This is a genomic window from Stenotrophomonas sp. C-A, from assembly GCF_054030835.1.
This window is the reverse complement of the sequence record NZ_CM132916.1, coordinates 4,522,309-4,547,897: the sequence shown is the minus strand read 5'-3', so window position 1 is coordinate 4,547,897 and position 25,589 is coordinate 4,522,309. Positions and strand designations below refer to the sequence as shown.

General features: G+C 60.7%; 24 protein-coding genes. 4 read left to right on the top strand and 20 right to left on the bottom strand.

Annotated features, from left to right (window positions below):
• Positions 1–14: 14 nt before the first annotated feature.
• Both ACW5IY_RS21100 and ACW5IY_RS21095 read left to right on the top strand, forming a co-directional pair.
• A complete protein-coding gene (locus tag ACW5IY_RS21100; protein ID WP_075075813.1) occupies positions 15–749 on the top strand; it encodes an SDR family oxidoreductase in 735 nt (244 codons plus the stop codon).
• A 146-nt stretch (positions 750–895) separates the two neighbouring features.
• Positions 896–2,947, top strand: a complete 2,052-nt coding sequence (locus ACW5IY_RS21095) for a TonB-dependent receptor domain-containing protein (protein WP_080347466.1) — start codon at positions 896–898, stop codon at positions 2,945–2,947.
• 282 nt (positions 2,948–3,229) lie between these two features.
• Here the strand turns inward: ACW5IY_RS21095 and ACW5IY_RS21090 are convergent, their stop codons facing one another.
• The 9 genes from ACW5IY_RS21090 to ACW5IY_RS21050 all read right to left on the bottom strand — a co-directional run bounded on the left by ACW5IY_RS21090 (position 3,230) and on the right by ACW5IY_RS21050 (position 12,431).
• Positions 3,230–3,475: a hypothetical protein gene (locus ACW5IY_RS21090; RefSeq protein WP_008267212.1), complete on the bottom strand. Its 246-nt coding sequence runs from the start codon at positions 3,473–3,475 to the stop codon at positions 3,230–3,232.
• 39 nt (positions 3,476–3,514) lie between these two features.
• Positions 3,515–4,156 carry a hypothetical protein gene (locus ACW5IY_RS21085; RefSeq protein WP_032961297.1) on the bottom strand — a complete coding sequence of 214 codons (642 nt, stop codon included), beginning with the start codon at positions 4,154–4,156 and terminating at the stop codon, positions 3,515–3,517.
• A 16-nt stretch (positions 4,157–4,172) separates the two neighbouring features.
• Positions 4,173–4,871: a HupE/UreJ family protein gene (locus ACW5IY_RS21080; RefSeq protein WP_008264906.1), complete on the bottom strand. Its 699-nt coding sequence runs from the start codon at positions 4,869–4,871 to the stop codon at positions 4,173–4,175.
• 29 nt (positions 4,872–4,900) lie between these two features.
• Positions 4,901–8,038 carry an efflux RND transporter permease subunit gene (locus ACW5IY_RS21075; protein WP_032961302.1) on the bottom strand — a complete coding sequence of 1,046 codons (3,138 nt, stop codon included), beginning with the start codon at positions 8,036–8,038 and terminating at the stop codon, positions 4,901–4,903.
• Between the two features lie 9 nt (positions 8,039–8,047).
• The gene (locus ACW5IY_RS21070; RefSeq protein WP_040006894.1) at positions 8,048–9,280 is read right to left on the bottom strand and encodes an efflux RND transporter periplasmic adaptor subunit; all 1,233 of its coding nucleotides are present in this window, start codon (positions 9,278–9,280) and stop codon (positions 8,048–8,050) included.
• Positions 9,277–10,527 (bottom strand): TolC family protein, encoded by a 1,251-nt coding sequence (locus ACW5IY_RS21065; RefSeq protein ID WP_075075812.1) that lies wholly within the window; start codon positions 10,525–10,527, stop codon positions 9,277–9,279. Before ACW5IY_RS21065 ends, ACW5IY_RS21070 begins: the two co-directional genes overlap by 4 nt.
• Positions 10,528–10,615: 88 nt before the next feature.
• Positions 10,616–10,981, bottom strand: a complete 366-nt coding sequence (locus ACW5IY_RS21060) for a hypothetical protein (protein ID WP_075075811.1) — start codon at positions 10,979–10,981, stop codon at positions 10,616–10,618.
• Positions 10,982–11,110: 129 nt separating this feature from the next.
• Positions 11,111–11,761 carry a hypothetical protein gene (locus tag ACW5IY_RS21055; RefSeq protein WP_008264806.1) on the bottom strand — a complete coding sequence of 217 codons (651 nt, stop codon included), beginning with the start codon at positions 11,759–11,761 and terminating at the stop codon, positions 11,111–11,113.
• A 19-nt stretch (positions 11,762–11,780) separates the two neighbouring features.
• Complete coding sequence (locus tag ACW5IY_RS21050) at positions 11,781–12,431, bottom strand: HupE/UreJ family protein (RefSeq protein WP_223224807.1); 651 nt, start codon at positions 12,429–12,431, stop codon at positions 11,781–11,783.
• 379 nt (positions 12,432–12,810) lie between these two features.
• On the opposite strand from ACW5IY_RS21050, the gene ACW5IY_RS21045 reads away from it, so the two are divergent.
• A complete protein-coding gene (locus ACW5IY_RS21045; protein WP_008264507.1) occupies positions 12,811–13,134 on the top strand; it encodes a hypothetical protein in 324 nt (107 codons plus the stop codon).
• A 111-nt stretch (positions 13,135–13,245) separates the two neighbouring features.
• On the opposite strand, the gene ACW5IY_RS21040 is transcribed toward ACW5IY_RS21045, so the two are convergent.
• From ACW5IY_RS21040 to ACW5IY_RS20995, 10 genes are all read right to left on the bottom strand, one after another.
• Positions 13,246–14,580, bottom strand: a complete 1,335-nt coding sequence (locus ACW5IY_RS21040) for an MFS transporter (protein ID WP_008267238.1) — start codon at positions 14,578–14,580, stop codon at positions 13,246–13,248.
• A gap of 97 nt (positions 14,581–14,677) precedes the next feature.
• The gene (locus ACW5IY_RS21035; protein WP_008266162.1) at positions 14,678–17,923 is read right to left on the bottom strand and encodes a CusA/CzcA family heavy metal efflux RND transporter; all 3,246 of its coding nucleotides are present in this window, start codon (positions 17,921–17,923) and stop codon (positions 14,678–14,680) included.
• Entirely contained in the window at positions 17,923–19,092 is a 1,170-nt protein-coding gene (locus tag ACW5IY_RS21030; RefSeq protein ID WP_032961315.1) for an efflux RND transporter periplasmic adaptor subunit, read from the bottom strand. The genes ACW5IY_RS21035 and ACW5IY_RS21030 overlap by 1 nt, the downstream gene beginning before the upstream one ends.
• Entirely contained in the window at positions 19,093–20,316 is a 1,224-nt protein-coding gene (locus tag ACW5IY_RS21025) for a TolC family protein (RefSeq protein ID WP_008266451.1), read from the bottom strand.
• Positions 20,317–20,403: 87 nt separating this feature from the next.
• Positions 20,404–20,967 (bottom strand): RNA polymerase sigma factor, encoded by a 564-nt coding sequence (locus ACW5IY_RS21020; RefSeq protein ID WP_049400889.1) that lies wholly within the window; start codon positions 20,965–20,967, stop codon positions 20,404–20,406.
• 14 nt (positions 20,968–20,981) lie between these two features.
• On the bottom strand, positions 20,982–21,410 hold the full coding sequence (locus tag ACW5IY_RS21015) for a periplasmic heavy metal sensor (RefSeq protein ID WP_087786541.1): 429 nt from the start codon (positions 21,408–21,410) through the stop codon (positions 20,982–20,984).
• Between the two features lie 17 nt (positions 21,411–21,427).
• Complete coding sequence (locus ACW5IY_RS21010; RefSeq protein ID WP_133308083.1) at positions 21,428–21,715, bottom strand: CnrY/NccY family anti-sigma factor; 288 nt, start codon at positions 21,713–21,715, stop codon at positions 21,428–21,430.
• A 203-nt stretch (positions 21,716–21,918) separates the two neighbouring features.
• Complete coding sequence (locus ACW5IY_RS21005) at positions 21,919–22,365, bottom strand: cyclin-dependent kinase inhibitor 3 family protein (protein WP_226053690.1); 447 nt, start codon at positions 22,363–22,365, stop codon at positions 21,919–21,921.
• A 187-nt stretch (positions 22,366–22,552) separates the two neighbouring features.
• On the bottom strand, positions 22,553–23,008 hold the full coding sequence (locus tag ACW5IY_RS21000) for an NIF family HAD-type phosphatase (protein ID WP_032961321.1): 456 nt from the start codon (positions 23,006–23,008) through the stop codon (positions 22,553–22,555).
• A 68-nt stretch (positions 23,009–23,076) separates the two neighbouring features.
• Positions 23,077–23,853, bottom strand: a complete 777-nt coding sequence (locus ACW5IY_RS20995) for a hypothetical protein (RefSeq protein ID WP_125899104.1) — start codon at positions 23,851–23,853, stop codon at positions 23,077–23,079.
• Between the two features lie 120 nt (positions 23,854–23,973).
• Here ACW5IY_RS20995 and ACW5IY_RS20990 point away from each other — a divergent pair, with 120 nt between their 5' ends.
• Complete coding sequence (locus ACW5IY_RS20990) at positions 23,974–24,243, top strand: helix-turn-helix domain-containing protein (RefSeq protein WP_075075810.1); 270 nt, start codon at positions 23,974–23,976, stop codon at positions 24,241–24,243.
• A gap of 176 nt (positions 24,244–24,419) precedes the next feature.
• Here ACW5IY_RS20990 and ACW5IY_RS20985 read toward each other — a convergent pair whose 3' ends face one another.
• Entirely contained in the window at positions 24,420–25,580 is a 1,161-nt protein-coding gene (locus ACW5IY_RS20985) for a lytic polysaccharide monooxygenase (RefSeq protein WP_049435827.1), read from the bottom strand.
• Positions 25,581–25,589 lie beyond the last annotated feature (9 nt).

Genomic DNA, 25,589 nt, shown 5'->3' with positions numbered 1-25,589 from the left:
GTAGGAGATAGACCTTGACAGAAGCAAGTTACAGCCTTAGAAACCGCTGCGTTGCCATTACTGGCGCCGGTTCGGGGATCGGACTGGCAACGGCGGAGATGATCTTACGCAGTGGTGGAAGCGTTCTTGGAGGATCCAGGCGTTTAGGTGACTTCAAGCGGCTACAGGATGAGTTCGGCGCTGATCGCGCCTACTGGATGCGTCTGGATGTGCGCGATCCGGATAGCGTGGGTGCCTTCGCATCTTGCGGCATTGATCACTTTGGAAGCGTACATTCGGTAGTGGCCAACGCCGGGGTTGGCTACTACGGCGGAGTCGCTGACGCAAGCGATGATCAAGTCATCGAAATGTGTGAAATCAACTATCTCGGAACGGTCCTCACGGTACGTGCTTTCCTCCCTCATCTTCGTAGCGTTGGTGGCGGGGATATTTTGATCGTATCGAGCGTCGCAGCTCATCGCAGTGGGGCGGACGAAGCCGTCTACGCAGGTACCAAGGCCGCCCAGCTCATTTTTGCGGGCGGCTTGGACCGAGAAGTAAGGAAAGATGGGATTCGCGTGAGTGCCATCTGCCCCGCAGGTACTCATACATCTTTTGCCGTGGGTCACGGTCGCACGGCCGACGATCCCCGTTTGAGCGAATTCATGGCCGCGCAGGATGTAGCCTCGCAGATTGTCTATTGCTTGCAGCAACCGCGGACCTTGCGGACCGGCGTATGGACGACTTGGAGCATGAGCCAGTCCAGCTGAGGTGCTGCCCAGACAGCATCGGTCGGCCACAGTTTGATACCTGACCTCAAGACGCAAGCCAGCCCTCGACCCGATATGGGCGTTTTCCGGAATCAAGCGAGGCAGCCATTCCCCAGCAATAATGCCCGTTACCGGATTACCCCGAGATGTCGCACACATACCTGAAGTCACGACTTGCTCTTCCCACGCTGACAGTTGCTATTGGTCTGGCCCTTTCTTCGCATGCCAGCGCTGAAGCTTTGACGCATGCCTCCTCCGTCAAGCAGTTGGACACCTTGGTCGTTACCGCCACCGGTGCCCAGCAGTGGATCAGGGATGCGCCAGCCAGCATTAGCGTTATCAGCCGCGAGGAGATCGAGCGTAAGCCGGTCACCAGCATCGGCCAGCTGCTGAGTACCGTCCCTGGAGTGACCGGTGGCTATGCACTGTCCGGAGCGCAGTCGAAGATCCGCCTGCGTGGACTGCCCGAGCAGTACACGCTGATCCTGATCGACGGCCGCCGCCAGGGCAACTCCTCCGGCGTGAACTACCGCGACGACCTGGGTCCGCAGGATCTGAACTGGCTGTCGCCGGACATGATCGAACGAATAGAAGTGGTGCGCGGCCCGATGTCGTCGCTATACGGTTCGGATGCGATGGGCGGCGTGATCAACATCATTACCCGCAAGATTTCCGACCACTGGGGCGGCTCGGTCACCTTGAACCACAGCGTGCCCGATTCATCCACCCGCGGTGATACCACGCAGATGGGTGCCCTTTTCAGCGGCCCACTGACCGACAACCTGGGGATCCGCATCGGGGCCAACGTGACCGACCGCAAGTCCGATCGCCTTGAGGGCCAGACTCCGGGCAGCAAGGCGGAGAATGCCAACCTGCAGTTCCACTGGCGCCTCAACGATGACCACGCACTGACCATAGAAGGGTCGCGCGGCGTGCAGCGCAACACCGGCAGCGGTGATGTATATGCCTGGGGTCTGTCCAAGCTGGTACAGACCGGTTACGTGCTGGGCCATGATGGCCGTTACGGCGACTCCACCACCTCCAAGACCACCCTTGTGCGGAACGACTACCAAGACAAGGGCAGTGCGGTGGGCAACCATTCGAAGGAAACGGTGTTCGATACTGCCTTCACCACCGCTTTCCATTGGGGCTTCGAGCACAGCCTGAACGTGGGTGGTCAGTGGAAGCGCGAGCAGCTGGAAAACAGCGACACCATCGGTACCGTACCTGTGACTTGGACCGGCAGCAGCCGCATCAGCCCGACCAGTGAAGCGGACTCATGGGCCTTGTTCGCCGAAGACCACATCACCCTGCACGAGCGCTTCGTGCTGACTCTGGGCGTGCGCTGGGACAACACCGACAACTACGACGACAACGTGAGCCCGCGCATCTACGGCGTGTGGCACCCGGCAGACGCATGGACAGTACGCGGCGGTGTCTCCAAAGGGTTCCGCGCGCCCAATCTTAAGCAGGGCACCGCTGGTGCGGCCACCCAGTCTCTGGGACGCGGCTGCGGCAGCCTGACCCCGGAAGGCTGGAACAGCCGGCTGATCAACGCCGACGGCACGACCGGCTGCTACATGGCCGGTAACCCGAACCTGAAACCGGAAACCAGCACCAACTATGAGCTTGGCGTGGGCTTCGACCAGAACGGCTGGTCCGCATCGGCCACCTACTTCCTGACCAACTTCGACGACAAGATCGAACAGGTGCCGCTGCGCGAGATCCCAGGCCAGAACACTAGCTTCGTAAACGGCTTCTGGTGGACGGTGGCGCAGAACATCCAGAAGGCTCGCACGCGAGGCGTGGAAGCCAGTGTGACCGTGCCGCTGCACGAGCGACTGAGCTGGACCACCAACGCCACACGCATGTTGGAATCGAAGAACCGCACCACCGGCGCCAGCCTGCTAGTGGTGCCGAAGATCACCGCCAACACTTCGCTGAACTGGAGCGTGTCCGATGCATGGTCGCTTAACCTCAGCGCGCAACACATCGGGAAGCAGCTTGTGTCTTCGTCCAGACCTACCTTCGCCAAGGCATACACCACGGTGGATCTGGTCACCGCTCTCGATGTGAACGAAAACCTGACCTTGCGCGTCGGCGTACTGAACTTGGGTGATGTTTCCACGCTTGAAGAAGGCAATAATTACGACGGCGGCGCACGCACGCTCTTTGTGGGCGCGACCGCGCGCTTCTAAGGCGGGTTGATCAGGTCAGGAGATTGCGTTCGGTTCAGCACGTTCGATCACGTCGATGATTGCAAATGAACTTTGCCGCACTCGGGTTTGGAGAATGTAAGCCCGAGTGCGGCTCTAATCGCAATCCTCCGGTCAAACGCTAGCATTCGAGAGCGAGCCTGTTGGAAGAATGAGGGTCTAACCGAGGTCTATTTGTAGGACGACGCTGGCACTATTCGCTTGGCTCAAGGGTAAAGACGAATGGTCCGACTTCACCCAAGCCGGACCATTCGCCGCAATCAATTACTTCTTCTTCGCAGCCGACTGCGCCTGAGCGTCGCACCTGTCCTTCAGCGCCTTGGTCTGAGGATCGGCAAGATCCACCTTGAACTTCGTCCGGTCAGCCAGCTGTTCACACGTAGCAGGCTTTGCCTTAGGCGCCTCCTTCACTTCCGACTCGGCATGAAGCGCCGGATCATGTGCGAAGGCCGATGCGGACGCTGCAATGGAAGCGAAAAGGACGCTGATGAGGGCAAAACGATTCTTCATGTTGCTTCTCCTAGGTTGATTTCGGCGTTATGCCGGGTGTCACGGCTGGTAGAGGTCGGCTTGGTAGCCGGTAATTTGCACCTCGATGATCACGGGGGTGCTGCCGCGGTTCTGCCAGTACCACCCATGGGTACCTTCAAAGGGAGCAATGAACGTTCCCTCGGCCTGACGCTGGGCGCCTTCAACGGCGTAGCTGGTCCAGGGGCCCTTCACGTCGGGACGCTCGCCGTGCATGTCCACGGCAACATCAGACGTGGCCTTCCAGCTGAAAACCATCCCAGCGCCCTGAGCCATATGGGCCTTCACCTCCTGGCCCTTACCAGGGGCAAGCTCGATCGTCAGTGAGTCCTGCCGTAAAGGAGTGCTGGCGAGAGAGACAGCGGCGGGTTCGAAGGCCTGCTTGCCATTGCTCCCGAAGGCAACCTTGGCCTTCTCGAACAGCGCCGAGACGGCTTCGGCGCTGCCAGCAGATGCCGGAACTGGGGGAGCTACGGCCTCTACCTGGTCAGTGGAGGCTAGGGCGTCCAGACCCAGAACCTTACCTACGCCCGTAGGGTCGATTCCGTACTCCGCGGGAAGCACGGTGGTGAGCAGAATCACCCCTGCAACGGCAGCGGCCAGGGCGGTGGATTTCAGCAGCTTGCGAGTGCTGGGCAGCTGATTGGAAAGCGTGATGGACATGAGTACCTCTGTAGATTCAGGAAACGAAGTAGCCGGTGAGCTGCATGCCAACAAGCACGAAGCCGGCGCACATAAGGGCGGTGTTGATGCTGTACGCCTGTCGATGGAATGACGGCAAGCGGCGCCAGAAGCCCATCACGATCAAGATGCCTGCGAGCGCGAGCAGCTGTCCGATCTCGACCCCCACGTTGAAGGCGAGCATGTTTGGGACAAGCCCGTCAGGTGAGAGCGAGAAATCCTGCAGCTTTGTCGCTAGACCAAAGCCATGGAAGAAGCCAAAGATCAGCACGGCGGCTTTGGTGTTGGGCTGTACCCCAAACCAGCGCTTGAACGCGCCCATGTTGTCCAGCGCCTTGTAGACAACCGACAGGCCAATGATTGCGTCGACCAGGTACGCATTCACATGCAATCCGCCCAGGACACCTAGCAGCAAGGTGGTGCTGTGGCCGATCGCGAACAACGTCACGTAGATGCTGACATCACGCATCCGGTACAGGAAGAAGATCACCCCGAACAGAAACAGGAGGTGGTCGTATCCAGTCACCATGTGCTTGGCGCCGAGGTACGTGAACGCGATGAGCTGCAGGCCGGTACTGTCTTCCAGGAAGGCCTGGTCGCCTTCACTGACGCCATGCGCCCAAGCAACGCAAGGCAGAAGGATGGCTGCAAGCAGGTAGAGCCACGCTTGGGTTCGTTTGGAAATGGTCAACTGCATGTTCCTGGGAGGGGTTGAGATGGACGGGTTCACGCTGCGTCCTCCTTCCGCTCATCCCCTTCGCGGTGGATGAGGCGATAGAGCGCCGGCAACACCAGCAAGGTCAGCAGCGTGGAGGAGATGATTCCGCCGATAACGACCGTCGCCAGCGGGCGCTGAACTTCCGCGCCAGCCCCAACGTTTAGGGCCATTGGCAGGAAGCCCAGGCTGGCAACCAGGGCCGTCATCAGCACGGGGCGCAGCCGGGTCAGTGCACCTTCGGTTACCGCTTGGTGCAGGGGAGTGCCCTGTTCCCTAAGGCTCTTGATGAAGCTGATCATGACCAGGCCGTTGAGCACGGCGACGCCCGACAGCGCGATGAACCCCACGCCTGCAGAAATGGACAGGGGTATGTCACGCATCCACAGAGCCACCACGCCACCGGTCAACGCAAGTGGAACGCCGCTGAACACGATGGCAGCATCCTTGCCCGAGCCGAACGCCATGAAGAGCAAGCCGAAGATCATCACCAGGACGACCGGCACGACCACGGACAGCCGCTTGCTGGCAGAGATGAGCTGCTCGAAGGTACCGCCATACTCAATCCAGTAGCCTTCCGGCAACTGCACCTCCTGACCAACCTTCTCTCGCAGCTCCTCTACGAACGAACCAAGGTCGCGACCACGTACGTTGCTGGTGATGACGACGCGACGCTTGCCGTTCTCGCGACTGACCTGGTTTGGGCCTGGCGCAACTTCAACTTTAGCCAGCTGCCCCAGCGGAACGAACGCTCTCTGTTCGCCGGAACTGGCCCCGACGGCGACGGCTACCGGTAGCGATGCGAGCGTCCGGGTGTCCTGACGCAGGTTCTCGGGCAGACGAACGACGATGTCGAAGCGACGATCACCCTCAAAGACCTGACCGACCGCCTCACCGCCCAGCGCAACAGAGATGGTCTTCTGGACCTCGTCGATCGAAACGCCATAGCGGGCCAAAGCACCCAGGTCAGGCGTGATGGTCATAAGAGGCAGACCACTGATCTGCTCTAACTTCACGTCTGCGGCGCCTGGGATGGAACCTGCGGCGTCCTCGATCTGGCTGCCGATCTGCGCCAGCTGATCCAGGTCGTCACCGTACAACTTCACCGCCACCTCGGCGCGTACACCGGCAATCAGCTCGTTCATGCGCATCTGCACGGGCTGGGTGAACTCGTAGTTGTTGCCGGGAATTGCTCGGACAGCCTTCTCCAGCTCAGCAATGAGCTGCGCCTTTGGCTTGCGGGGATCAGGCCATTGGTCGCGATCCTTGAGCATGATGAAGGTGTCTGCGACCGACGGTGGCATGGGGTCGGTCGCTACCTCTGCTGTGCCGATCTTTGCGACAACCTCATCCACCTCGGGGAACTTCTTGATGGTCGCTTCAAGCTGGCGCTGCATGCCGATGGCTTGCGTCAGACTAGTGCCGGGAATGCGCAGCGCGTGAAGCGCAATATCACCTTCGTCCAGATTCGGAATGAACTCAGTGCCCATGCGACTGGCCAGAAGACCCGCCAGTACGGTGAGGACGGCTGCACCACCCACAACCAGTTTGCGAGCACTGACTGCCCGCTCCAGCATCGGGCCATACAGCTTGGTTACGCCCCGCATAGCCTTGGTTTCCTTCTCCGAGACCTTGCCCGTGACAAACTGAGCAACCGCAGCGGGAACGAACGTGAGGGACAATGCCATCGCACCAGTCAGCGCGATAACGACGGTCAGGGCCATCGGGTGGAACATCTTTCCTTCCACGCCGGAGAGCGCAAAGATCGGGATGTAGACGGCGGCAATGATGAACAAGCCGAACAAGCTGGGCTTGATCACCTCGGCACTGGCGCTGGCGGCCAAAGCAAAGCGCTCATCCCGGGTCAACAGACGCCCCAGGGCGTGCTGACGCTCGCCGAAGCGGCGCAGACAGTTCTCAACAATGATGACCGCGCCGTCGACGATCAGACCGAAGTCCAGCGCACCCAAGCTCATCAGATTTGCTGAGACACGGTTCTGGACCATGCCGGAGATGGTCAGCAGCATGGTCAAAGGAATGACCGCGGCCGTGATCAGTGCGGCGCGAAGATTTCCGAGCAGAAGGAACAGCACCGCAATGACCAGCAGGGCACCTTCCAGTAGGTTCTTCTTGACGGTTTCAATGGTGCGGTCGACCAGCTCCGTACGGTCATAGACCGCATGCGCGCGGACACCTTCTGGAAGCGTCTCGTCGATCTCCTTCAGCTTGGCAGCGGTTCGCTGAGCGACTTCGCGGCTGTTCTCACCAATGAGCATGAATGCAGTACCAAGTACCACTTCCTTGCCATCTTTGGTCGCTGCACCCGTTCGCAGTTCGGTGCCCTCGTGAACGTCTGCGAGGTCACCGACGCGAAGCGGCAGCCCCTCGCGATTGGCGACCACGATCTTGCGCAGGCCGTCCATGTCCGCCACTTGGCCAGGAACGCGCACAAGGTACTGTTCACCACTCTTTTCAATGTAGCCGGCACCCACGTTCGCATTGCTGCGCGCCACGGCCTCCATCACATCCTGCATGGTCAGCTCGTACGCCTGAAGCTTGCGCGGGTCAGGCGTGATGTGGAACTGCCGCACATAGCCACCGACGGTGTTGACCTCTGTAACACCTTTCAGATGTCGCATCTGGGGGCGTACCACCCAATCCTGGAGGGTACGAAGCGCCATCGGCGTCCAGGTCTCTTCAGCACCCTTCTCGGCTTCCACGGTGTACATGAAGATCTCACCGAGACCGGTGGCGACCGGGCCCAGCGTTGGCTTCAGCCCAGTTGGGAGCTGGGATGCGGCTTGCTGCAAGCGCTCGGCCACCTGCTGCCGCGCGAAGTAGATGTCGGTACCGTCTTCGAATACAACGGTGACCTGGGAGAGACCATAACGCGAGATGGACCGCGTGTACTCCAGCTTGGCTAAGCCGGCCAAGGCTGTCTCGACGGGGAACGTTACCCGCTGCTCTGCCTCCAGTGGAGAGTAGCCCGGTGCTTCGGTGTTGATCTGGACCTGGACATTGGTGATGTCAGGGACGGCGTCGATTGGCAGCTTGCTGTAGTTCCAGATGCCCAAGCCTGACAGCGCCAGGACCAGAAGCAGCACAAGCCATCTATGCGCGATGGACGCGCGAATGATTCGCTCTAGCATGATGGATCCTTAGTGGTCGTGGCTGGCGCCAGACTTCTCGATGTCTGCACGGATCAGATAGCTCTGCTCGGCGACGTACCGCGTTCCGGGCTTCAGTCCGCCAAGAACCTCTGCCCACTCGCCATCACGCTTTCCAAGCTCAAGCATGCGCACCTCATAGGTATCGCCCACCTGCGCAAATACGACGGTAAAGTCGCGAAATCGCTGGAGCCCTGACTCTTTGACGGCCAGTGGAACAGGTGTCTCGGCAATGATGACCTCGGCCGAGACAGCCATTCCTGGACGCCACTTGCCGTCACCATTGGGGATACTCACGCGCGCAACCACGCTTTGGCCGCTGCTTGCCAGCGGAAGCAGGCTTTGGAGCCTACCTTCAGTCTCCAAGGCACCCGTGGCGGAACGGATCCGCACTGCTTGACCTGGAGCGAGACGCTCGGCGTCAGTGCCCAGAGCTCGTAGATCGACCCAGACCTCTGACAGATCGGCAACGTCGAACAGTGTGTTGTCGGCGGCCACATCACCAACACTGGTGTTGCGCGCAAGAACGATGCCGCTGAAGGGAGCAATCACCGCGTAGGTGCGCATGCTGTCATTGCCTTCAACCGTCGCCAGCGTCTGCCCTGCGGAAACGCGTTGGCCCATCTCGACCGACACGCTGCGGACAATACCTGGGAATCGTGCTTTGACGGCGGCCTGGCGGCCAGTGTTGACCGCGATGTTCCCCATCAGCGTGACCGTATCGCGGATAGTGCCAGCGGTAGCCTCTTCCACCACCACACCCGCATCCTTGGCAGCGCTTGGCTCGATGGTGGTACGGCCCTCATAGGACTGATAGGACCAGGTGTGTGTCTTTCCTCCTACCACTGCGTCTGCCTTCACGTCGAAAGAATGAGGTTCCACGACCTCGCCGTTCCCCACGAGATAGTCGTTTTCGGCGGTGAAAGTGAAATCATTGACCTCACCGTCGAGGCGCTTCAACTGCATTGTTGCCTTCACCTCATTCGGTGAGATCGGCTTGTCATTTCGATAGGCGTAGAGGCGGAACTGAGGAGGCGTGTTGGTTTCATAGACGGTGACTTCAAGTGCGAAATCACCATCGCGGAGCATGCGACCGCGGTTGGGGCCGCGCTCGTAGTCGCCGGCCGCGGCGGTGGACTCTGCGGCTTCTTTCTCAACCGGCTTTTCACCGCCACAGGCGGCCAGTGCCAGCGGAAGCAACATAAGAAGGGCGTAACGATTCATGGGCGGATATCCTGGGCGGAGGCGGTGAGGCGATCTGCCTCGACCAGCAATCGGAGATAGAGTGCGGCGGACTCGACTTCGCGCTCACGAAGGTCGAACAGCGTCTTCTGCGCCTGGCTCAATGCGAGATAGGAGAATCGACCCTCCTCGAAGCCACGACGGCTCTGATTCATCGCCTGCTCCGCCTTGGGGAGCTGCCGCTCACGAACGGAGGTGACCTCCAACTGCGCTTGGCGCAGCTGTTGATAGACTCCGAACAGCTCCTGGTTGAGCTCCAACATTTGTGCTTCACGGCGTGACTTGAGCGCACTCAGTTCGTAGTCGACTTCGGATACCGAGTAGGCTGATCGACGCCGGGTTCCCAAGGGAACCGAGATCGACATGACCAAGCCACTGTCCTTCGTTGCTTCAAGACGGCGAAGTCCAAATCCAACACTCACGTCAGGCTTCGCGCTGGAAACGGCGACATCGCGGCGCGCGGCAAGAATTCTGGACTGGGCATCGAAGGCACGTTGCTGTGGCGCGTTCTGAAGGCGTTCGGACAGCGTCTGGTAGTCATCCAGCGGGGGGAGGATGTTTGTATCGCCGGCGACGGTGTCGAAGTCAGCGGTGAAAGAGCCCCAGGAAGACGCAAGCGCCATGCGCGATGCCTCCAACCGCTGGACTGCTTGATCACGCTTGAGCTCTGCATCGGCCAGGGCGATTTCAGCGGCCCTCAGGTCTGAGTCCGGGTTCCGTGCCGCAGAGACCCAGCGGGCCACCTCTCGCTGGAGCGCGCGGGCCATACGAATCCGCTCTTCCGCATGCTCGACATGCTCCTGCGCCGCAAGCACGTCGATGAATCGACCAGCGGTGCGTGTGGCGATGGCCACCCGGGTCACATCAGCCTCTCGCTGGGCTGCATCGACCTCCGCGCCGCCAAGCGCTTGGCGGGCCGCCCGCTTGCCACCCAGTTCCAGAATCTTGGATACCCGGAACGTTGCCTCGGCAGCGTCCATACCTCGCACGCTGCCACTACCGGCCACGTTCTCCAGTTCTCCGCCGAGCACCAACGGGGCTGCTAAGCCCTCTCGCGCCGCACGGTTCTTTGTCGCCTCTATTTGTGCGGCATCTGCCTGCACGCTTGGGTGAGTGCCAAGGGCGCGGGCAACCGCATCCTCCAGGCGCAGCACTTCGGCGGCGTGGCCAGGAAGGGCCACACCGCAGGCGCCGGCAACAGCCAGCGCCCACACACTACGGAATTTCACGGAAGCCTCCGGAAAGAAAGTCAGAACGACGCGCCGCGTCCCGCTACACGGGAGGCGCGCTCAGGCTGCTAGAGCGCAGCTAGGGTCGTCAGACGATCGGAGGTCGGAAGGGTGACGCCGGGTGCCCTGCAGGCACCCTCAGAAGTCGCAGAGCATGGACTTCACCGGCCAGCGGTAGTGAAGCCAGGTAGACGTGGGGCGTGAACAAGCTTCCAGCGAAACTCGCGTCTGCCTGATGCAGTACCGCATGAGCGCCAGTGGCGTGATCCGGGTCCAGATTGTCGCCCGCACCGCCGGCATGTGAATGGCCATGATCCACCGCTGCTGCGATGTCATGTTCCAATCCGTGCAGTTCGCTGAGCTGGATCACCATCGGCCGCGCAACGACACTCAACAGCATCAGCGCAAAGAAGCTGATCCTGAGGGCAAGGCCGTGGCGGGCGGAAAGACGCATATGGGTTAGCTTAAGCGGGGCTGGCTGGGGTTGTCGAGGGGCCGAAACTGGGCGCAGCCCATCGGAAATACCCCACATAGGGCGGTGGCCGGGCCTTAAGCGCACCCGGCCACCGCTCACCGCTGCGGTTTACATCTTCTTGATCAACTCGTACTCCCCTCCGGTGCGGAGCAGAAGCGTTACGGGCTCCTCGCCCCTGTTGCGCCAGAACCATCCGTGGTTGCCATCGAAGGCAGCCAGGAGCACCCCCTGCTTGGTGGCTTCCCCTCGACCCTTCTCATAGCTGATCGCTCGACCGCCGCCGTCTCCGTGGGTGTCGAAGTTCACGACGCCGCCTTCAACAGACCACTGGTAGCTGGCGCGCTCGCCCGCCTTCATGACGAGCTTGATCTCGGTGCCCTGGCCCGGCGTCAGGACAACCTGTTCTTCGTCCCGCCATTCGGCAGCGGTGGCCGCATTACTCGCGGCAGGCTTCTGAGCAACTTCAACGGTCTTACGGTTCTGCGTGGACACCTGCGTCAGCAGGGCGGCTGCCTCGTCTTCGGCGGCCTTTGCGTCCATCGCAGCGTCAGCTGCCGCTTCCTCGGCAAGCTGTTCCTTGATCTCCCCCATTTCCTTCAGACCAAGTACCCGACCAACACCAGTGGGATCGATTCCGTACTCAGATGGCATCACCACTCCAACCAGGAGGATGATGGCGATGCCGGCGGCAATTGCGGTGGTGCGTCCCAGCTGGCGGCTGGTGGGAAGGTCGCCTTCGGCGGGCTTACTGTTGTACATGATGTAGTTCTCTTGAAAGTCAGGAAACGAAGTAGCCAGTGAGCTGCATGCCGATCAGAATGAATCCGGCGCAGAGCATGGCGGCATTGGCGGTGTAGGCGTGCTTGAAGAAGCTGGGCGTGCGGCGCCAGTAGCCCATTGCGATCAGAATCGCGCCAAGCGAGAGGATCTGGCCGATCTCCACGCCGACGTTGAACGCAAGCAGGTTGGGCAACAGACCATCGGGTGAGATGTCGTACTCGATGATCTTGGTTGACAGACCAAAGCCGTGGAACAGGCCGAAGATCAACGTCGCAACCTTTGTGTTTGGCTGGAAGCCGAACCAACGCTGGTAGGCGCCCAGATTGTCCAAGGCCTTGTAGACCACAGACAGACCAATGATTGCGTCGATCAGGTAGCTGTTGATGCCCACGTTGAACAGCACACCCAGCAGCATCGTTGTGGAGTGCCCGATCGCGAACAGCGTCACATACAGCGCGACATGCTTCATCCGGTACAGGAAGAACACCACGCCCAGGAGGAACAGGATGTGGTCATAGCCGGTGGCCATGTGTTTCGCGCCCAGATAGGCGAATGCGATCAGATTTACTCCAGATATTTCCTGGATGTAGCCCTTGTCGCCTTCGGCGATCGCGTGAGCCAACGCCCCGTCAGCTGTGAGTAGCAGCATGAACAGGGAAAGCAGTGCGAGTAGAGTTCGCGGCCAGTGCGACAGTAGTGGGGGTTGGAGAAGGACGCGCGAGAGCGTCCCGGATTCAGAACTGGGGATCATGATGAGGATCTACGAATGCGGTCAGCGGACCTCCGCCAAAGCTATCCGCTACGACACTGGGAACCGGCGCAACGTGCTACGAGTGCGCAGAAGGCGCGCACGGCACGTCACACGGATCACTGCGCGTAAGCGGGGTCCGGGCGGGGAACGAATGAATAATTTCTTGCAGCGACGAACGTCCAGTAAGGATTGACTGGACGGGCGCTGCCAAGCCTCTGCTCAGTGCGAGCACGATGCCTGGGTCTCAGGCGATAGGAGGCCTGAACAGGGATGAGCGATGATGCTGAAGCTCTGCCGCTGGCTGGTGCCAGGGATGGATATCGCTCAGATCAACTCGAGCGGGTCCAGCAAGGCTGGCCAAGATGCCTACAGAAGCCGTCAGATCGGCCTGGTGCAACAGGCTGTGCAATCCAACCGCGTGTTCAAGATCACGGTCTGCGGCATCACTCACCCCAACATGGGGGTGACCATGTTCCACCGCAGCCTGCACGATGTGCTGCAAGCCGTGCAGCTCACCCAGATGATTCAGGACGGGTCGCACGAGCAGACTCGCCACCAGCATCATGAAGATGCAGCTGCGCAACAGCACGCTGGTTGGTAGACGAAGGGATCGCACGGGCAAAGACTAGAGGCTTGTTCTGGCAAAGTCGATATGACAACGTCGGGCGCGAGCGGTGAAAATGCCCTCTCGCGCCCCTTGTTCAAGTTTCCGTCATCCAGGCCAACGAGGGTGCACGTCGTCGATGACATACCGATGTGAATGCTTGCCGTTGGAAGAGGCGTGTTCCGCCCAGTGGGGATGGTCCGCAGCCAGATCGTCGTGACCGTGGGAAATCTCGTCCGGGTCATGGGCGGGCCAGATTCTCCAGGCGAACACGAATCCGGCGATGCCGACTACTGCCAGTGCCATGATCGCCACTGGCATTCCAAACTTCGCACCCACGGTTCCCGCCAGAGGGTAGGCAATCAGCCAACACACGTGGGAGAGAGAGAACTGCGCTGCGAACAGGAATGGCAGATCGGTGGATTCCGCTGATCGTCGCAGCAATCTGCCGCCAGGAGTCACCAGCCCCGCATAGCTCATCCCCAACAATGCCCAGCCGGCGAGCACGATGGGCCAACCTATGGAGGAGGGCGAGAGCAGCCAGGTAAGACTGAGGGTCACAAGTACAATGCACATTGCAAGGGCTGCGGAGAGCATCACACGCCTGTCAGCCACCCGATCGAGAACCTTGGGGAGGACAAGCGCCGTCAGCATCGAACCGCCACCGAAAGCTGCCAGCGCCCATGCCACCTGTGACTCTGCTCCGCCGAGAACGTTGCGCACCACGACGACAGTGTTCACGAACACCATGGCGCCGCCGGCGGCCGCACACAGATTAAGGGCAAGCAACCCTTTCAGCCTGGGCGTCTTCAGGTAGATCCGCATTCCTCGAATCGCGCGGGCGTAGGGACCGTCCTTTCTCAGGGAAGGAGCAACGAAGGGGAATGCAGTTGAGAACACCAGCATGGCGGATATCACGAAGCCTACGGACGTACCAGCGAACAGGCCGTGGAAGCTGATCAGCGTCAGCAGAGCAGCGGCCAACGCGGGACTCAGCAGGCTCTCCAGGTCATAGGCCAGGCGCGACAGGGACAGTGCTCGGGTGTAGTCGCGTTCCTCCTTCAGGATTTCCGGGATCGTCGACTGGAACAGAGGGGTGAAGCACGCCGAGGCCGACTGCAGCAAGGCAATGAGCAGGTACACCTGCCAGATCTGGTTGACGAACGGCAGACAAAGCGCCGCGCCCGCCCGCACCAGGTCGAGGGCAATAAGCACCGGTTTGCGTAGATTTGCCGGGACGATCGCTCCGGACAGAGGGGCCAACAGCACGTAGACAATCATCTTGATTGCCAGAGCCGTACCTAGCACAGCGCCCGCCTCAGCCCCCGCCAGGTCATAGGCCAAAAGAGAGAGCGCCACGGTAGCCAAGCCCGTGCCGATCAGCGCGATAACCTGCGCAGCGAACAGGTTCCTGAATGTTGGAAAGCGTAGGACCTCGATCATGGCTCACCTCTAGATGGAACAGTGGAAAGCGCCGCTGCCCTGCGGATCGTAATCCGATCCGTAGGGCAGGACGTGAAGCCGTGGAAGGGGCTTGTGCTCAATCGACTTCGGGTACCGGCAGGGGGTCTTCAATGCCCGCGGCCTTCCTGCGCGCAGTTCTTCGGAGTACCAGCCCGCACAGCGCAGGCAGCACGAACAGCGTCAGTACGGTTGCCGTGGCAAGACCCCCGATAACCACTGTAGCCAGTGGCTTCTGCACTTCGGCGCCCGTACCCGTTGCAATCGCCATCGGGACGAAGCCCAGGGAGGCAACCAGCGCGGTCATAAGAACCGGTCTGACGCGCTCCATTGCACCCAGTTCGACCGCCTCATCTGGCGGAAGCCCCTCGTGCAGGCGTTTCTTGATCGCGGAGATCAGAACCAGGCCGTTGAGCACCGCGACACCAGATACCGCGATGAAGCCCACAGCGGCTGAGATCGAGAAGGGGATTCCTCTCAACGCCAATGCGAAGAATCCACCGGCCAGAGCAAGTGGCACTGCAGTCAGTACCGTACCTGTCAGCAAACCGTTGCCAATCGCCATGTAGAGGACGGCCGCAATGAGGATGAAGCAGAGAGGCACAATGATCGCCAGTCGCTTCGTTGCTGCCTGCAGATTTTGGAACTGCCCGCCCCATTCGATCCAGGAACCGGTGGGCAACTGCACCTGCTGGCCAATAGCCGCCTTGGCGTCGTCAACGAAGCTACCCAGGTCACGCCCGACCACATTCGCTTCCACATAGATTCGACGTTTGCCATTGTCGCGGCTGACTTCGTTCAGACCCTGCGTGAAGCGGAAGCTGACCAATTCACGAAGCGGAACAGACTGACGGCCTTCCTGACTGCCTGGCGGCAGCATGACCGGAACGGCTCCCAGTACATCGAGATCGCTGCGGTCCACACGGGGCAGACGAACCACTACGTCGAAGCGCCGATCACCTTCGAAGATCTGGCCCGCCATGCGACCTGCCAGCGCAGCAGACACTGTGTCGGCCACTTCCTTGACGGTCAGTCCGTAACGGGCGATCGCGGCCCGGTCGAATGCCATGTCAAAGGTCGGGAAGCCTCCCGTTTGCGCCACACGGACATCCGATGCGCCCGGAATCTTCTTGAGGACGCTCGCAATCTTGTCAGCGCTGCCGGCAAGCGCCGTCAGGTCTTCGCCATAGATCTTGACTGCAACGTCGCTACGAACGCCGCCGATCAGCTCATTGAAGCGCATCTCGATGGGCTGGGTGGCGTCATAGTTGTTACCAACAAGAAAGGCTGTCTTCTCTCGAATCCTCTCGATCACCTGCTCTTTGGTCTTCACTCCATCCGGCCATTGGTCCTTGGGCTTGAGGATCACGTAGTTGTCGGACGCGTTGGGCGGCATGGGATCTGCGGCCAGGCTTGCGGTACCGGCCTTGGAGTACACCGTCTGTACCTCCGGCAACGTCATCAGTGCCTTCTCAAGAGGAAGGTCGATGGCGACGGACTGCTCGATCGATGTGGACGGGATGCGAACGGAGGACAGGTTGAGATTCTGCTCATCCAATGTGGGCATGAACTCCCGACCCACAAAGCCAAAGGCCACAACGCCGGCCACCAGGACGCCAAGACCACCGGCCAGGTAGGGCATGGGTTGGCGGATTGCGCTGCGAAGCATCGGCTGATAGCGGCTCTTGGTGGCAGCGACTACCCGTACTTCTTTCTCGGAAATGTGGCCCTTGAGCATGACCGCCACCATCGCCGGAACGAAAGTGAGGGAGAGCACGAATGCAGAGGCCAGCGCCAGCATCAGGGTAATTACCATCGGGGAGAACATCTTTCCCTCGACGCCCTGGAAGGTCAGGCATGGCACGAAGACCAGGAAGATGACCGCCTGCCCATACACGGTCGGGCGGACCATCTCCTTGGACGAGGCGATCGTTTCATGCAGCCGCTCCGATAGATTGAGTGGGCGCCCAAGTGCATGCTGTCGCTCTGCCAAACGGCGCAGCGCGTTCTCGACGATGATGACCGCGCCGTCGATGATCAGGCCAAAGTCGAGCGCACCCAGACTCATCAGGTTGCCAGAGATCCCGAGCTTGTTCATGCCGATCGCGGTGATCAGCAGGGACAACGGAATCACCAATGCAGCAATGACAGCAGCTCGCCAGTTTCCGAGCAATGCAAATAGGATGACCACGACTAGAAGAGCGCCTTCGGCCAGGTTCTTGGCGACGGTCTTGATCGTTGCGACAACCAGCTGGGATCGGTCCAGCGTGGGAACAATCCTCACGCCCGGCGGCATGGTCTTGCCGATCTCCTGCAGCTTGTCACCCACTGCGGCCGCCACAGTTCGGCTGTTGGCGCCAACCAGCATGAGTGCGCTGCCAACGACGGTCTCGTAGCCATTGCGGCTGGCGGCACCGCGGCGGAGCTCACCGTCAACGACCACACGTGCGACGTCTCCCACTGTTACGGGAACTCCGTTGCGATTGCCCACAACGGCACGGGCAATCTCGTCCACGGAGCGGATGCGGGCGTCTGCGCGCACCAGATAGGACTCGCCCGACCTCTGGATGTAGTCTGCTCCGACCGACAGGTTGGCATCCTGCAACGCGTCGGCTAGGTCGGTATAGGAGAACCCGTACTCTGCGAGCTTGCTCGCATTGGGCTCAACGACATACTCCTTGACGTAGCCGCCGAGGCTGTCGACGTCTGCTACGCCCGGCGTCGTGCGCAGCTGAGGCCGCACAATCCAGTCCTGGACTGTGCGCAAGTAGGCCAGACGTGCCATGTTGTCCGTCAGCCGTTCCCCCTGATCAGTCAGGAACGAACCGTCGCTTTGCCAGCCAGGCTTACCATCATTTCGCGGGGCATCTTTGCCATCTGGGTGGGTGAATTCAACGCTGTAGTGGAATACTTCGCCCAACCCGGTCGAAACCGGGCCCATCAGCGGTTCGGCACCCTCCGGCAACTGGGGCCGAGCCTGAGTCAGTCGCTCGGTGACCTGTTGGCGCATGAAGTAGAGGTCTGCGCTCTCATCGAAGATCACCGTGACCTGGCTGAAGCCGTTGCGCGAGAACGACCGGGTGTTCGCGACGCCCCGAAGTCCTGCCATCGCGGTCTCGATCGGGTAGGTAACGCGCTTCTCGACCTCCACTGGACTCAGCGTCGGGATGACGGTGTTGATCTGGACCTGCTTGTTCGTGATATCCGGAGTCACGTCGATCGGTAGCAGGTTCAGTTGCCACCCGCCGATCACCGCAATCACCAGTGTGATGAACAGAACCAGCCAGCGGTGCCGTACGGCACCCGTAAGTACTTGCTCGATCATTACTCGTCTCCGCCCGACTTTTTCATCTCGGCCTTCACCAGAAACGCATTACGGGTAGCAACCGGGGTTCCCGCAGTGACGCCAGAAAGGATCTGCGCCATACCACCGCTACGGAGGCCAATGAAGACCGGCTGTGCAGTGAACCCCTTACTGGTTCTGACGAAGAGGACGTCTTTTCCGTCGATGTTCTGGACCGCCTCTTCCGAGACAGACAGCCCCTCACCCGATCCGGAAGCGGTGACCAGCCGGACCTGCACACCGTCACCCACAACCAATCCGTTCGCCTCTGCGCTCGGGGTGATTACGACTGTGGCAGCCCTTGTCAGCCCACCTACGGCGGCAGCAACTGAACGGACCTTGCCTGAGGTGACGCTTCCGTCGGAGCGGGTAATGGACGCGCTGTCGCCGGCCTTGATCCGACCGGTGTCACCCGCACGAACGGAGGCCTGAATCTCCACGCCATTGGAACCTGTGACCCTATAGAGGGAGGCCTGCGGCTCGACGAAAGCGCCCAGAGTCACTTGCGAGCTGCTGATGGTTCCATCGATAGGGCTGATGACGTTGACGCTACCTCCTCCATCCACATTGGCGGTGCGTGCCACCAGGGCAGCGCGTTGTGCTTCTGCTTGCGCTGTGAGATAAGCGGCGCGACTCGCCTCGGCCTCTTGTCGTGCCAACACGCCCTGTGCGAGCAACGACTCATCGCGCTTGACGTTCTTTTCGGCGAGGGAGAGGCTGGCGCTGGCCACACGAAGGTCAGCCGCAATACGGGCCCCATCAGGGCTGGCTACGCGTGCCAGCACTTCGCCCTTCTTCACCTTGTCGCCCACCTGCCGGATGACATCGGTGACGTTACCGGCCGCACGTGCCACCACGACGGCCTCACCACCGGGGATTGCCACGACCGAACCCGATGCGGTGATGTTCGCCGCTACCTGAGCGGAAGTGACGGGCTCCACCGAGATCCCCGCAGCGGCAACATACTCCTTGGGAATCGCGACTTCCTGAGCCGCCTCCGCCGGCGCACTGGCGCTGGCTTCGTCTTTCGCGGGGTCGACCACCGTCTCTGAAGGGGCGGATAAGCGTGCAATGCCAAATCCTGCGCCAAGCGCCAAGGTAGCCACGCCGATCATCGTCAGGGTGTTAACAGCCGGAATACTTCTCTTCATCTACATGTCTCCAAAGGCAATCTGACCGCTGGCCACGGCGAGCGATGCGTAGGCGGCAACGCGTGCGAGTCGTGCATCCACCACGCTCAGCCTCGCGTCCGTCAGCGTGCGACGGCTAAGCAGCAGCTCAACCAGTGGGGTTCTACCGGCCTCGTATCCCAAGCGCGCCATTCGGTAGGCTTCCGTGGCTGCTTCCTCTCCCTTGGAGGCAGCGATCAGTCCTCGCTTGGCGGCGTCAACACGCGCAAGCGCAGTCGCACGGTCCGCCTGGCTCTGGAGGCGTGCGGCATCCAATCGAGCACGGGCGGCGTCGCTCCGTGCTCGAGCCGCGCTGATCCCGCCACTGTTCCGGTCAAACAATGGGATGCTCAGAGACACGCCGACGACCAATGCGTCCCCACCGGCGGCGAAGTTGCGACGGCCTGCGGTGAGGTTCAGGTCCGGTGCCCGCTTGAAGCGTTCAGTGCGCAGAACCGCATCGCTCGCGTCGACGTCTGCCTTCGCAGACAGGACAGATGCCGAATCGACGTTCGCAATTGCGGGCGCAACCCACTCGCGCACCAGGAGTGACTCGGACGTGCCTGAGTAGGGTTCCGCTCTTCCCGCCAGTACTGACAGTTGCTCGAGAGCTGCAGCCGCCTCTGCCTCTCTTGAGGCGGCAATCGCTTCTGCTGAGCTCAAGCCTGCCTGGGCTTGTGCTACGCGCAGGCTGGCCTCCTTTCCTGCGTCAACCAGCGCCTGAGCTGCCTTCAGGTCGCCTCTGGCGCGATCAACATCTTCGGCAGCAATGTCGCGCCGTATCAGCCCAGCTTCGGAAGACGCGTAGGCAACAGCCAAGGCTGCGGCGAATTCGACTTGCGCCTGGTGCTGGCGAGCTTCGGCCGCCTGCAGCCCTTTCTCTCCCGCCTGGATTCGAGCCCCACGTTGGCCAAAGATCTCGAGTGGCTGGCTGATGGTGTAGGTCGTCTGCCGCTGGCTCGCGCCATTGCTGGGGGGAGCGTTGAGATTCTCTGCGAGGGCATCAATGGTGGGGTTACGTAGCGCTCGCGCTTGGCGGGCTTCGCCCGCAGCGGCAGCTGTGTCGAACCCCTTTTCCTGAAGGAAGGGGGATTGGGCCCTGCTCTGCTCGAGCAACGCGCTGAAGTTCGGGGCGTCCGAGGCATAGGCCGCAGAGATACTGGTCAGGGCCAGCATCACCGTCAGGGCAAGCAATGATGGTTTCATGAGGATCCGGTGCAGTGGGGCCGCAATCTCGGCCGTCTTTCTGCACTACGCGGCCTGCGCGGCCTTCCCCTCGAATCCGGCGAAAATTTATTTCCCGCGGCTCAGTGCATCTGTCAGTTTGGCCCGCGCTCTCAGGACGCGACCCTCTATCGTTTTGAGACTGATACCCAGGGCGGAAGCTGCTTCAACCTGGGAAAGGCCGACGAAGGCAGTCAGAACCAGAGCTTCACGCAGGCTCGGGTCGATCGTGTTGAGAACCCTTCTTACTTCTGCGAGCTCAAGCTGAGAACCGGCAACCTGCTCTGGCCCGGCCTGCTCGGAATGCAGGGCGCGTCCTTCCTCATCATCCAAAGGCTTGGCCCGAAACAGGAAGTGGCGGACGCGTCGAAACCGTTGCGTATCACGAACCTTGTTGATTCCAATACGCATCAGCCAAGGAAGTACCGAGCGCGTCGGATCGTACTCTGACAGGCCTCGCCAAGCGGCAACGAATGTCTCCTGCACGACATCATCGACGTCGGTTTCGGGCAGACCCATGCCTCGAACCATCTGCTTGATTGCTGGCGAGTGACGGCGGACCAGGCGAGCGAAGGCCTCAGCATCACCCGCCGCAGCTTCAACTGCCCAGTTGTTGTCGTCCTCGATGGTCACAACGTTTGTGGGGCTCAGGGAGAGTCGGTGCGAAGTGCTTCAAGGAGTGCCTTGTCGTAGGCCGGCCGGTGCTCGGGTTTCAAGCCCTCGCGCATCTCGAACACATGCTCGAGCGTGATGCGCTGGAGATCGCCCGCAGCCCGCTCCACCTCACGACTTGCACGTTCCACCTGGGGGTTCCATTTGGGGTCAGCCGCGATGGCGTCCGCCAGCTGGCGGTTGGCAATCCGCAGGCGCGCTTCGATCTCACCTCGCCTTGTTGCGAACAGCTGTTCCTTGGCCTGGAGGATCTGCTTCTCCGAGTCGTCCAGAGGCACCACGGCGTGAAGGCGTTCATGGAGATCGCTGTGCCCAGGATTGAGCGAGTGCCAGATCCAGCCGATAGCCAGCGCGCACACTACGCCAATGATGGCGCCAGCGATTGTTGCCAGCGGCAGCCTCATGAGGGGTCCGATTGCCATCAGCGTTCCACCAGTAGAGCGTATGGGGACATGGAAGCTGGGGCCGCGACCCATGTCGGGCGCGAGGGTGCCTGGGTGACAAAGAAGGCGGAGCCTACTCCTCCGCAGGTAAGCACCGCCGCGAGCGCCGCGCATGCGAGTGCCCGGCGGAACTCTCGCTTACCGGCCCATTGCGAAGGGGAAGCTTCCTGGGACAGGCGTCGGACCAGGCTATCGGTGGCCCGATCATGGCCGTCTGGCCTTGTAGCTGCCGAGGCTCTGGACAGCCAATCGTCTAGATCATTCATGTGGAGATCTCCTCATCCTTCCCTACTTATACGCCTGCCGTGGGGAGATCCCCTCAAACCTCTGATTGCTGACCTCCCCGCGGGTTCTCAGATTCACCGATGAGCACCGGGGCGAAGCTGATCCGGCACTGGGAGGTTCACAGGTCTGGACGTGATTAGTGCCGTGTCAAGAGTTCAGAACGGATGCTTCAGCGCACACGGTTCTAGAGCATCCGAGAAGCCCAGTGAAGAAGGAAGCGCTCTTGCTCCGCCGTTTCCACGGCTCCGGGACGAGCACTCCGAACTCTGGCCATAGCTTCTTCAGCGCTTAGGCATGATCTGCTCTCGAGCAGTAGCATCGAAGCCACGGTGCCCGCTCTGCCAAGCCCTCCTTTGCAATGAACGACTACTTTGTCACCGCGGAGCAAATCGTCAGTGAGGACGGGGCCTAGTCGTGTCCACTCGTCCAAGAACTGAGGATCCGGCGCTTCTCCATCACGAATCGGAAGACCATGCCAGTGCAGGCCATGAGCGCGCGCGCGTTCGGGTAGCGACCCTATCCCGAGATCGTCGAACTCCCACGGTTCAATCAAGGAAAGCAGATGGCGACATCCCCAAGCTGAGACGGACGCTAGATCGAGCTCGAGATCTCTACACCACGAGCCCGTCATTGCAACTTTCTGATGCTTACCGGGGGCAAAGGTAACGCCTATGGTTCCTCCGTTGGCACCGACGGAAAGTCCCGCAATCTGCAACGGATGAGACAAGCTAGTTCTGTGCACAGAATCCTCGAGTATTGGGGGCTGGCGGTGTCTCACTGCGGCGTCCGAAGATTGCATCCACGGCACACTCCATCCACTAAGGCCGCGCCTTGGGCTTTGTGCTGCCTGGATTGAGGCGCTCCTCAAGACGCTGGATCACCAGCTGCAGCCCCTCGTCTCCATCAGAATATGGTGCAGCGAAGAGAGGGGCTTCAATCCAGAGGAAGTGTTGGCCGGGATGCACGTAGGCCCCGTGATCATCCAGCAACAGTGCCTCGCCAAGTTCTGCCGAAACGAATCGAAGGTCCTTCGTCGGACCGTCCCATTCGATGTATGGGAGATGTTGAGACCATTCGGGAGCGCGTCCCTCCAGCACCAAGAGGGATGTAATCTCTGCAACAACCTTTTGGGGTACAGAGGTGAACATGACGATCCGATTGAAGGTGCTGCTGGCATAGTTTAGGAACTCCATCAGGCCGGGTCGGGGTATTTGACTGACGGCATTGGAGATAAGTGTTCCCTCAAGGTCCAGTGCAAGAATGATTGGACGCATCTATCAAGTCTCGTGATTCTTGGTTCAGCTGAGCCAGGGAAGTGGGTAATCGAGGGCCTCTGTTTTGACTAGATTTCGCCCAAGGATGGAGCTGCAAGCCAGTAGTCATCGCCTATCTTCAGTATGCTTTCCAGCGCTACATCGATCATCAGTGGTCGTCGCCAACCTGTGTCAGGAAGGAAGCAATAGTCGGTTCTTCGAAGTTCACCCGCGGCCGCCTTTACTACCAGCCAGCGCGTCCTCCTTCGCATCTCTCGGGAAAGCACTTCTAGTGCGGCGTCCTCGTTGCCACCGCTACTAAGGAACTGGCTCGCTGCTCCCCTTACAGATGACCAGAGCACGTATCGTTTCCGCCCCAGGCTCAGACGAGTCCACTCCTCATCCTGACTTCTCAGGATTTCATCTACGCGGTGCACTCCGATACGGTGACGGCGCAGCAATGATGTGAGATAGGCGCTTGCCTCTCGATCCGCTAGCTGGCGCCAGATCCAAAGTCTTGCGTGTTTATCAAGCGTCGGGCGCCAAGCATCAAGCATCCCCTTGAGCGCTGCATCAAGGTCATCAGGAAGAATCAGGTCATCGACGTAGGACCAACTGACCGGTTCGTAGAGAGAGCGCTTAACGGCTCCGTTGCCTGAACTGGAACCGGTCACAACACCTGCGCTTTTTAGGAATTGCAGGAGTTGCTGGGCGACAGCAGGGTCTGAGGAAACGGGCGCGCTAACGGAAGTGGAGCGTTCAAGCGCACACCAGGCGCAGGTGTAGAAAGGACCAAGCGATACGACAAGTGAGTCGAGCTCGGGCCACGAAGGAAGGAGGGTCTGTTGGCTACGGCCATAGATCACTCGATCCCCGGCAAATTAACCAGTCCGGATGCTACCAAGGCGGCACGATGTCGTCTACATGATTTTCATGTATGCCGTGCCCCGGTCATAGATTTCCATCCGCTCCTTGAGGCGGACCGGATGGCTACGAAGACGATCTATCAGAACCCGTACCTCCGTTTGGTCGGAAAGCTTCGGGAGCATCGGGAGATCTTGGGCATCAGTCAGACTCAGCTTGCTGCCCATCTGGGGTGGCCCCAACAGCGCATTTCTTCAATAGAGTCTGGATCACGTCGTCTAGACGTTCTCGAATTCTGCCAAATGGCATCTGCGCTGGGTGTCTCTCCAGCTGAGGTGTCTGATTTGATCTGCAAGGCTCTAAAGGCAGTGCGAGTCTCGAGGATCAATTGACAAGGCTCACATAAGTCGAAAGTCTTATTTCAAGCATAAGTAATTGATTTATATGCTTTAAATAAGTTTTCCGTTGTTATTTAGTCCTTCAGCAGCAAATAAACCCGGGTAGTGCCGGCCGCCGGCCGGCAACCCGATGAACCGGAGGCGGCCACAGGCCGCCCCCGGAACCTGCCTCAGTACGCGATCCAGGCATCACGCCAGGCAGCGCCGGTGCCAGGACGGTACGCCTCTGCATTGACGTTGCACCACGCGCCTTCCGGGAACGGGCGGCAGGCGTAGAGCCTGCCGTCGGTGCCCTTGACCACGGTTTCGCCCGGCGTGTAGCTGCCGATACCGGCCGGATACACGAAGTCGTAGTCGTCGCCCGGCGGCGGATCGATCGGGCCCGGCACACGGGTATCGATCTGGAACAGGTTGCCCGGCTTCAGGTAGACGCGGTTCTCGGTGGCCGAGGCGACCGGTGTGATCACGCCGTTCTTCATCACGCCTACGCGCGCCTGCTGTGCACTGGCGTTGACCTTGCGGGCCAGCGCCAGCGGCCACTGGTTCGCAGCGGTCTGACCTGCGGCCAGGGTGATCTCCGGGCGCTCCAGATCGTTGCCCTGGGCGTTGAACACGCGCAGGGTCACGGTGGAGCCCACGTCCAGCGCACCGCGGGCGGTGACCGGGCCGGCATCCTGCCACTGCGGCGGCGGTTCGACGCCACCACCGCCTTCGAAGCGCACGTCCGCGCAGGTATAAAACGCTTCACCGGAATCCGAGCGCTGCCAGGTGTTGTAGATGATGTGCTGGCCGCTGCGCTTGGGCAGCGGGCAATCCAGCTTGTAGACGTCGCCGGAGACCGGCACGTTGCCCACCGTGCAGAATTCCTGCAGGTCGGCCCAGCGCAATGGGCTGTCCGGCTGCCAGCCGTCGCGGGTGACGTAGAACTTCCACTCGCGGGTGGCATGCGGGGCCGGGGCCTTGAACTCGAAGGTGTAACGCCCGCGCGAATCGGCATGGATCGGAGAGGTCGGCCAGTCACTGCGGTTCAGATCGAGGCCGCGGTACTTGCTGTTGCCGCCGCTGCACAACTCGCCATCTGGAACCACCGCTTGATGGTTGCCATTGGCGTTGGCCTGATTGACACCGGCCCAGTCGTAGAAAGGCTGGGCGCCACCGACGGCCTTGGCGGCGGCACAGGCCGGGTTGGTCGGATTTTCGGGATTGCCCTGATAACAGGAATAGACGCGGCTGGAGGGTTTGGACATGGTGCCGTGGGCGAAAGCGCTGCCAGCGGTGGCAATGCCTGCAATCACAGACAGCGCGATGACAGTCCGATATGACAGATGCATGGAGATCTC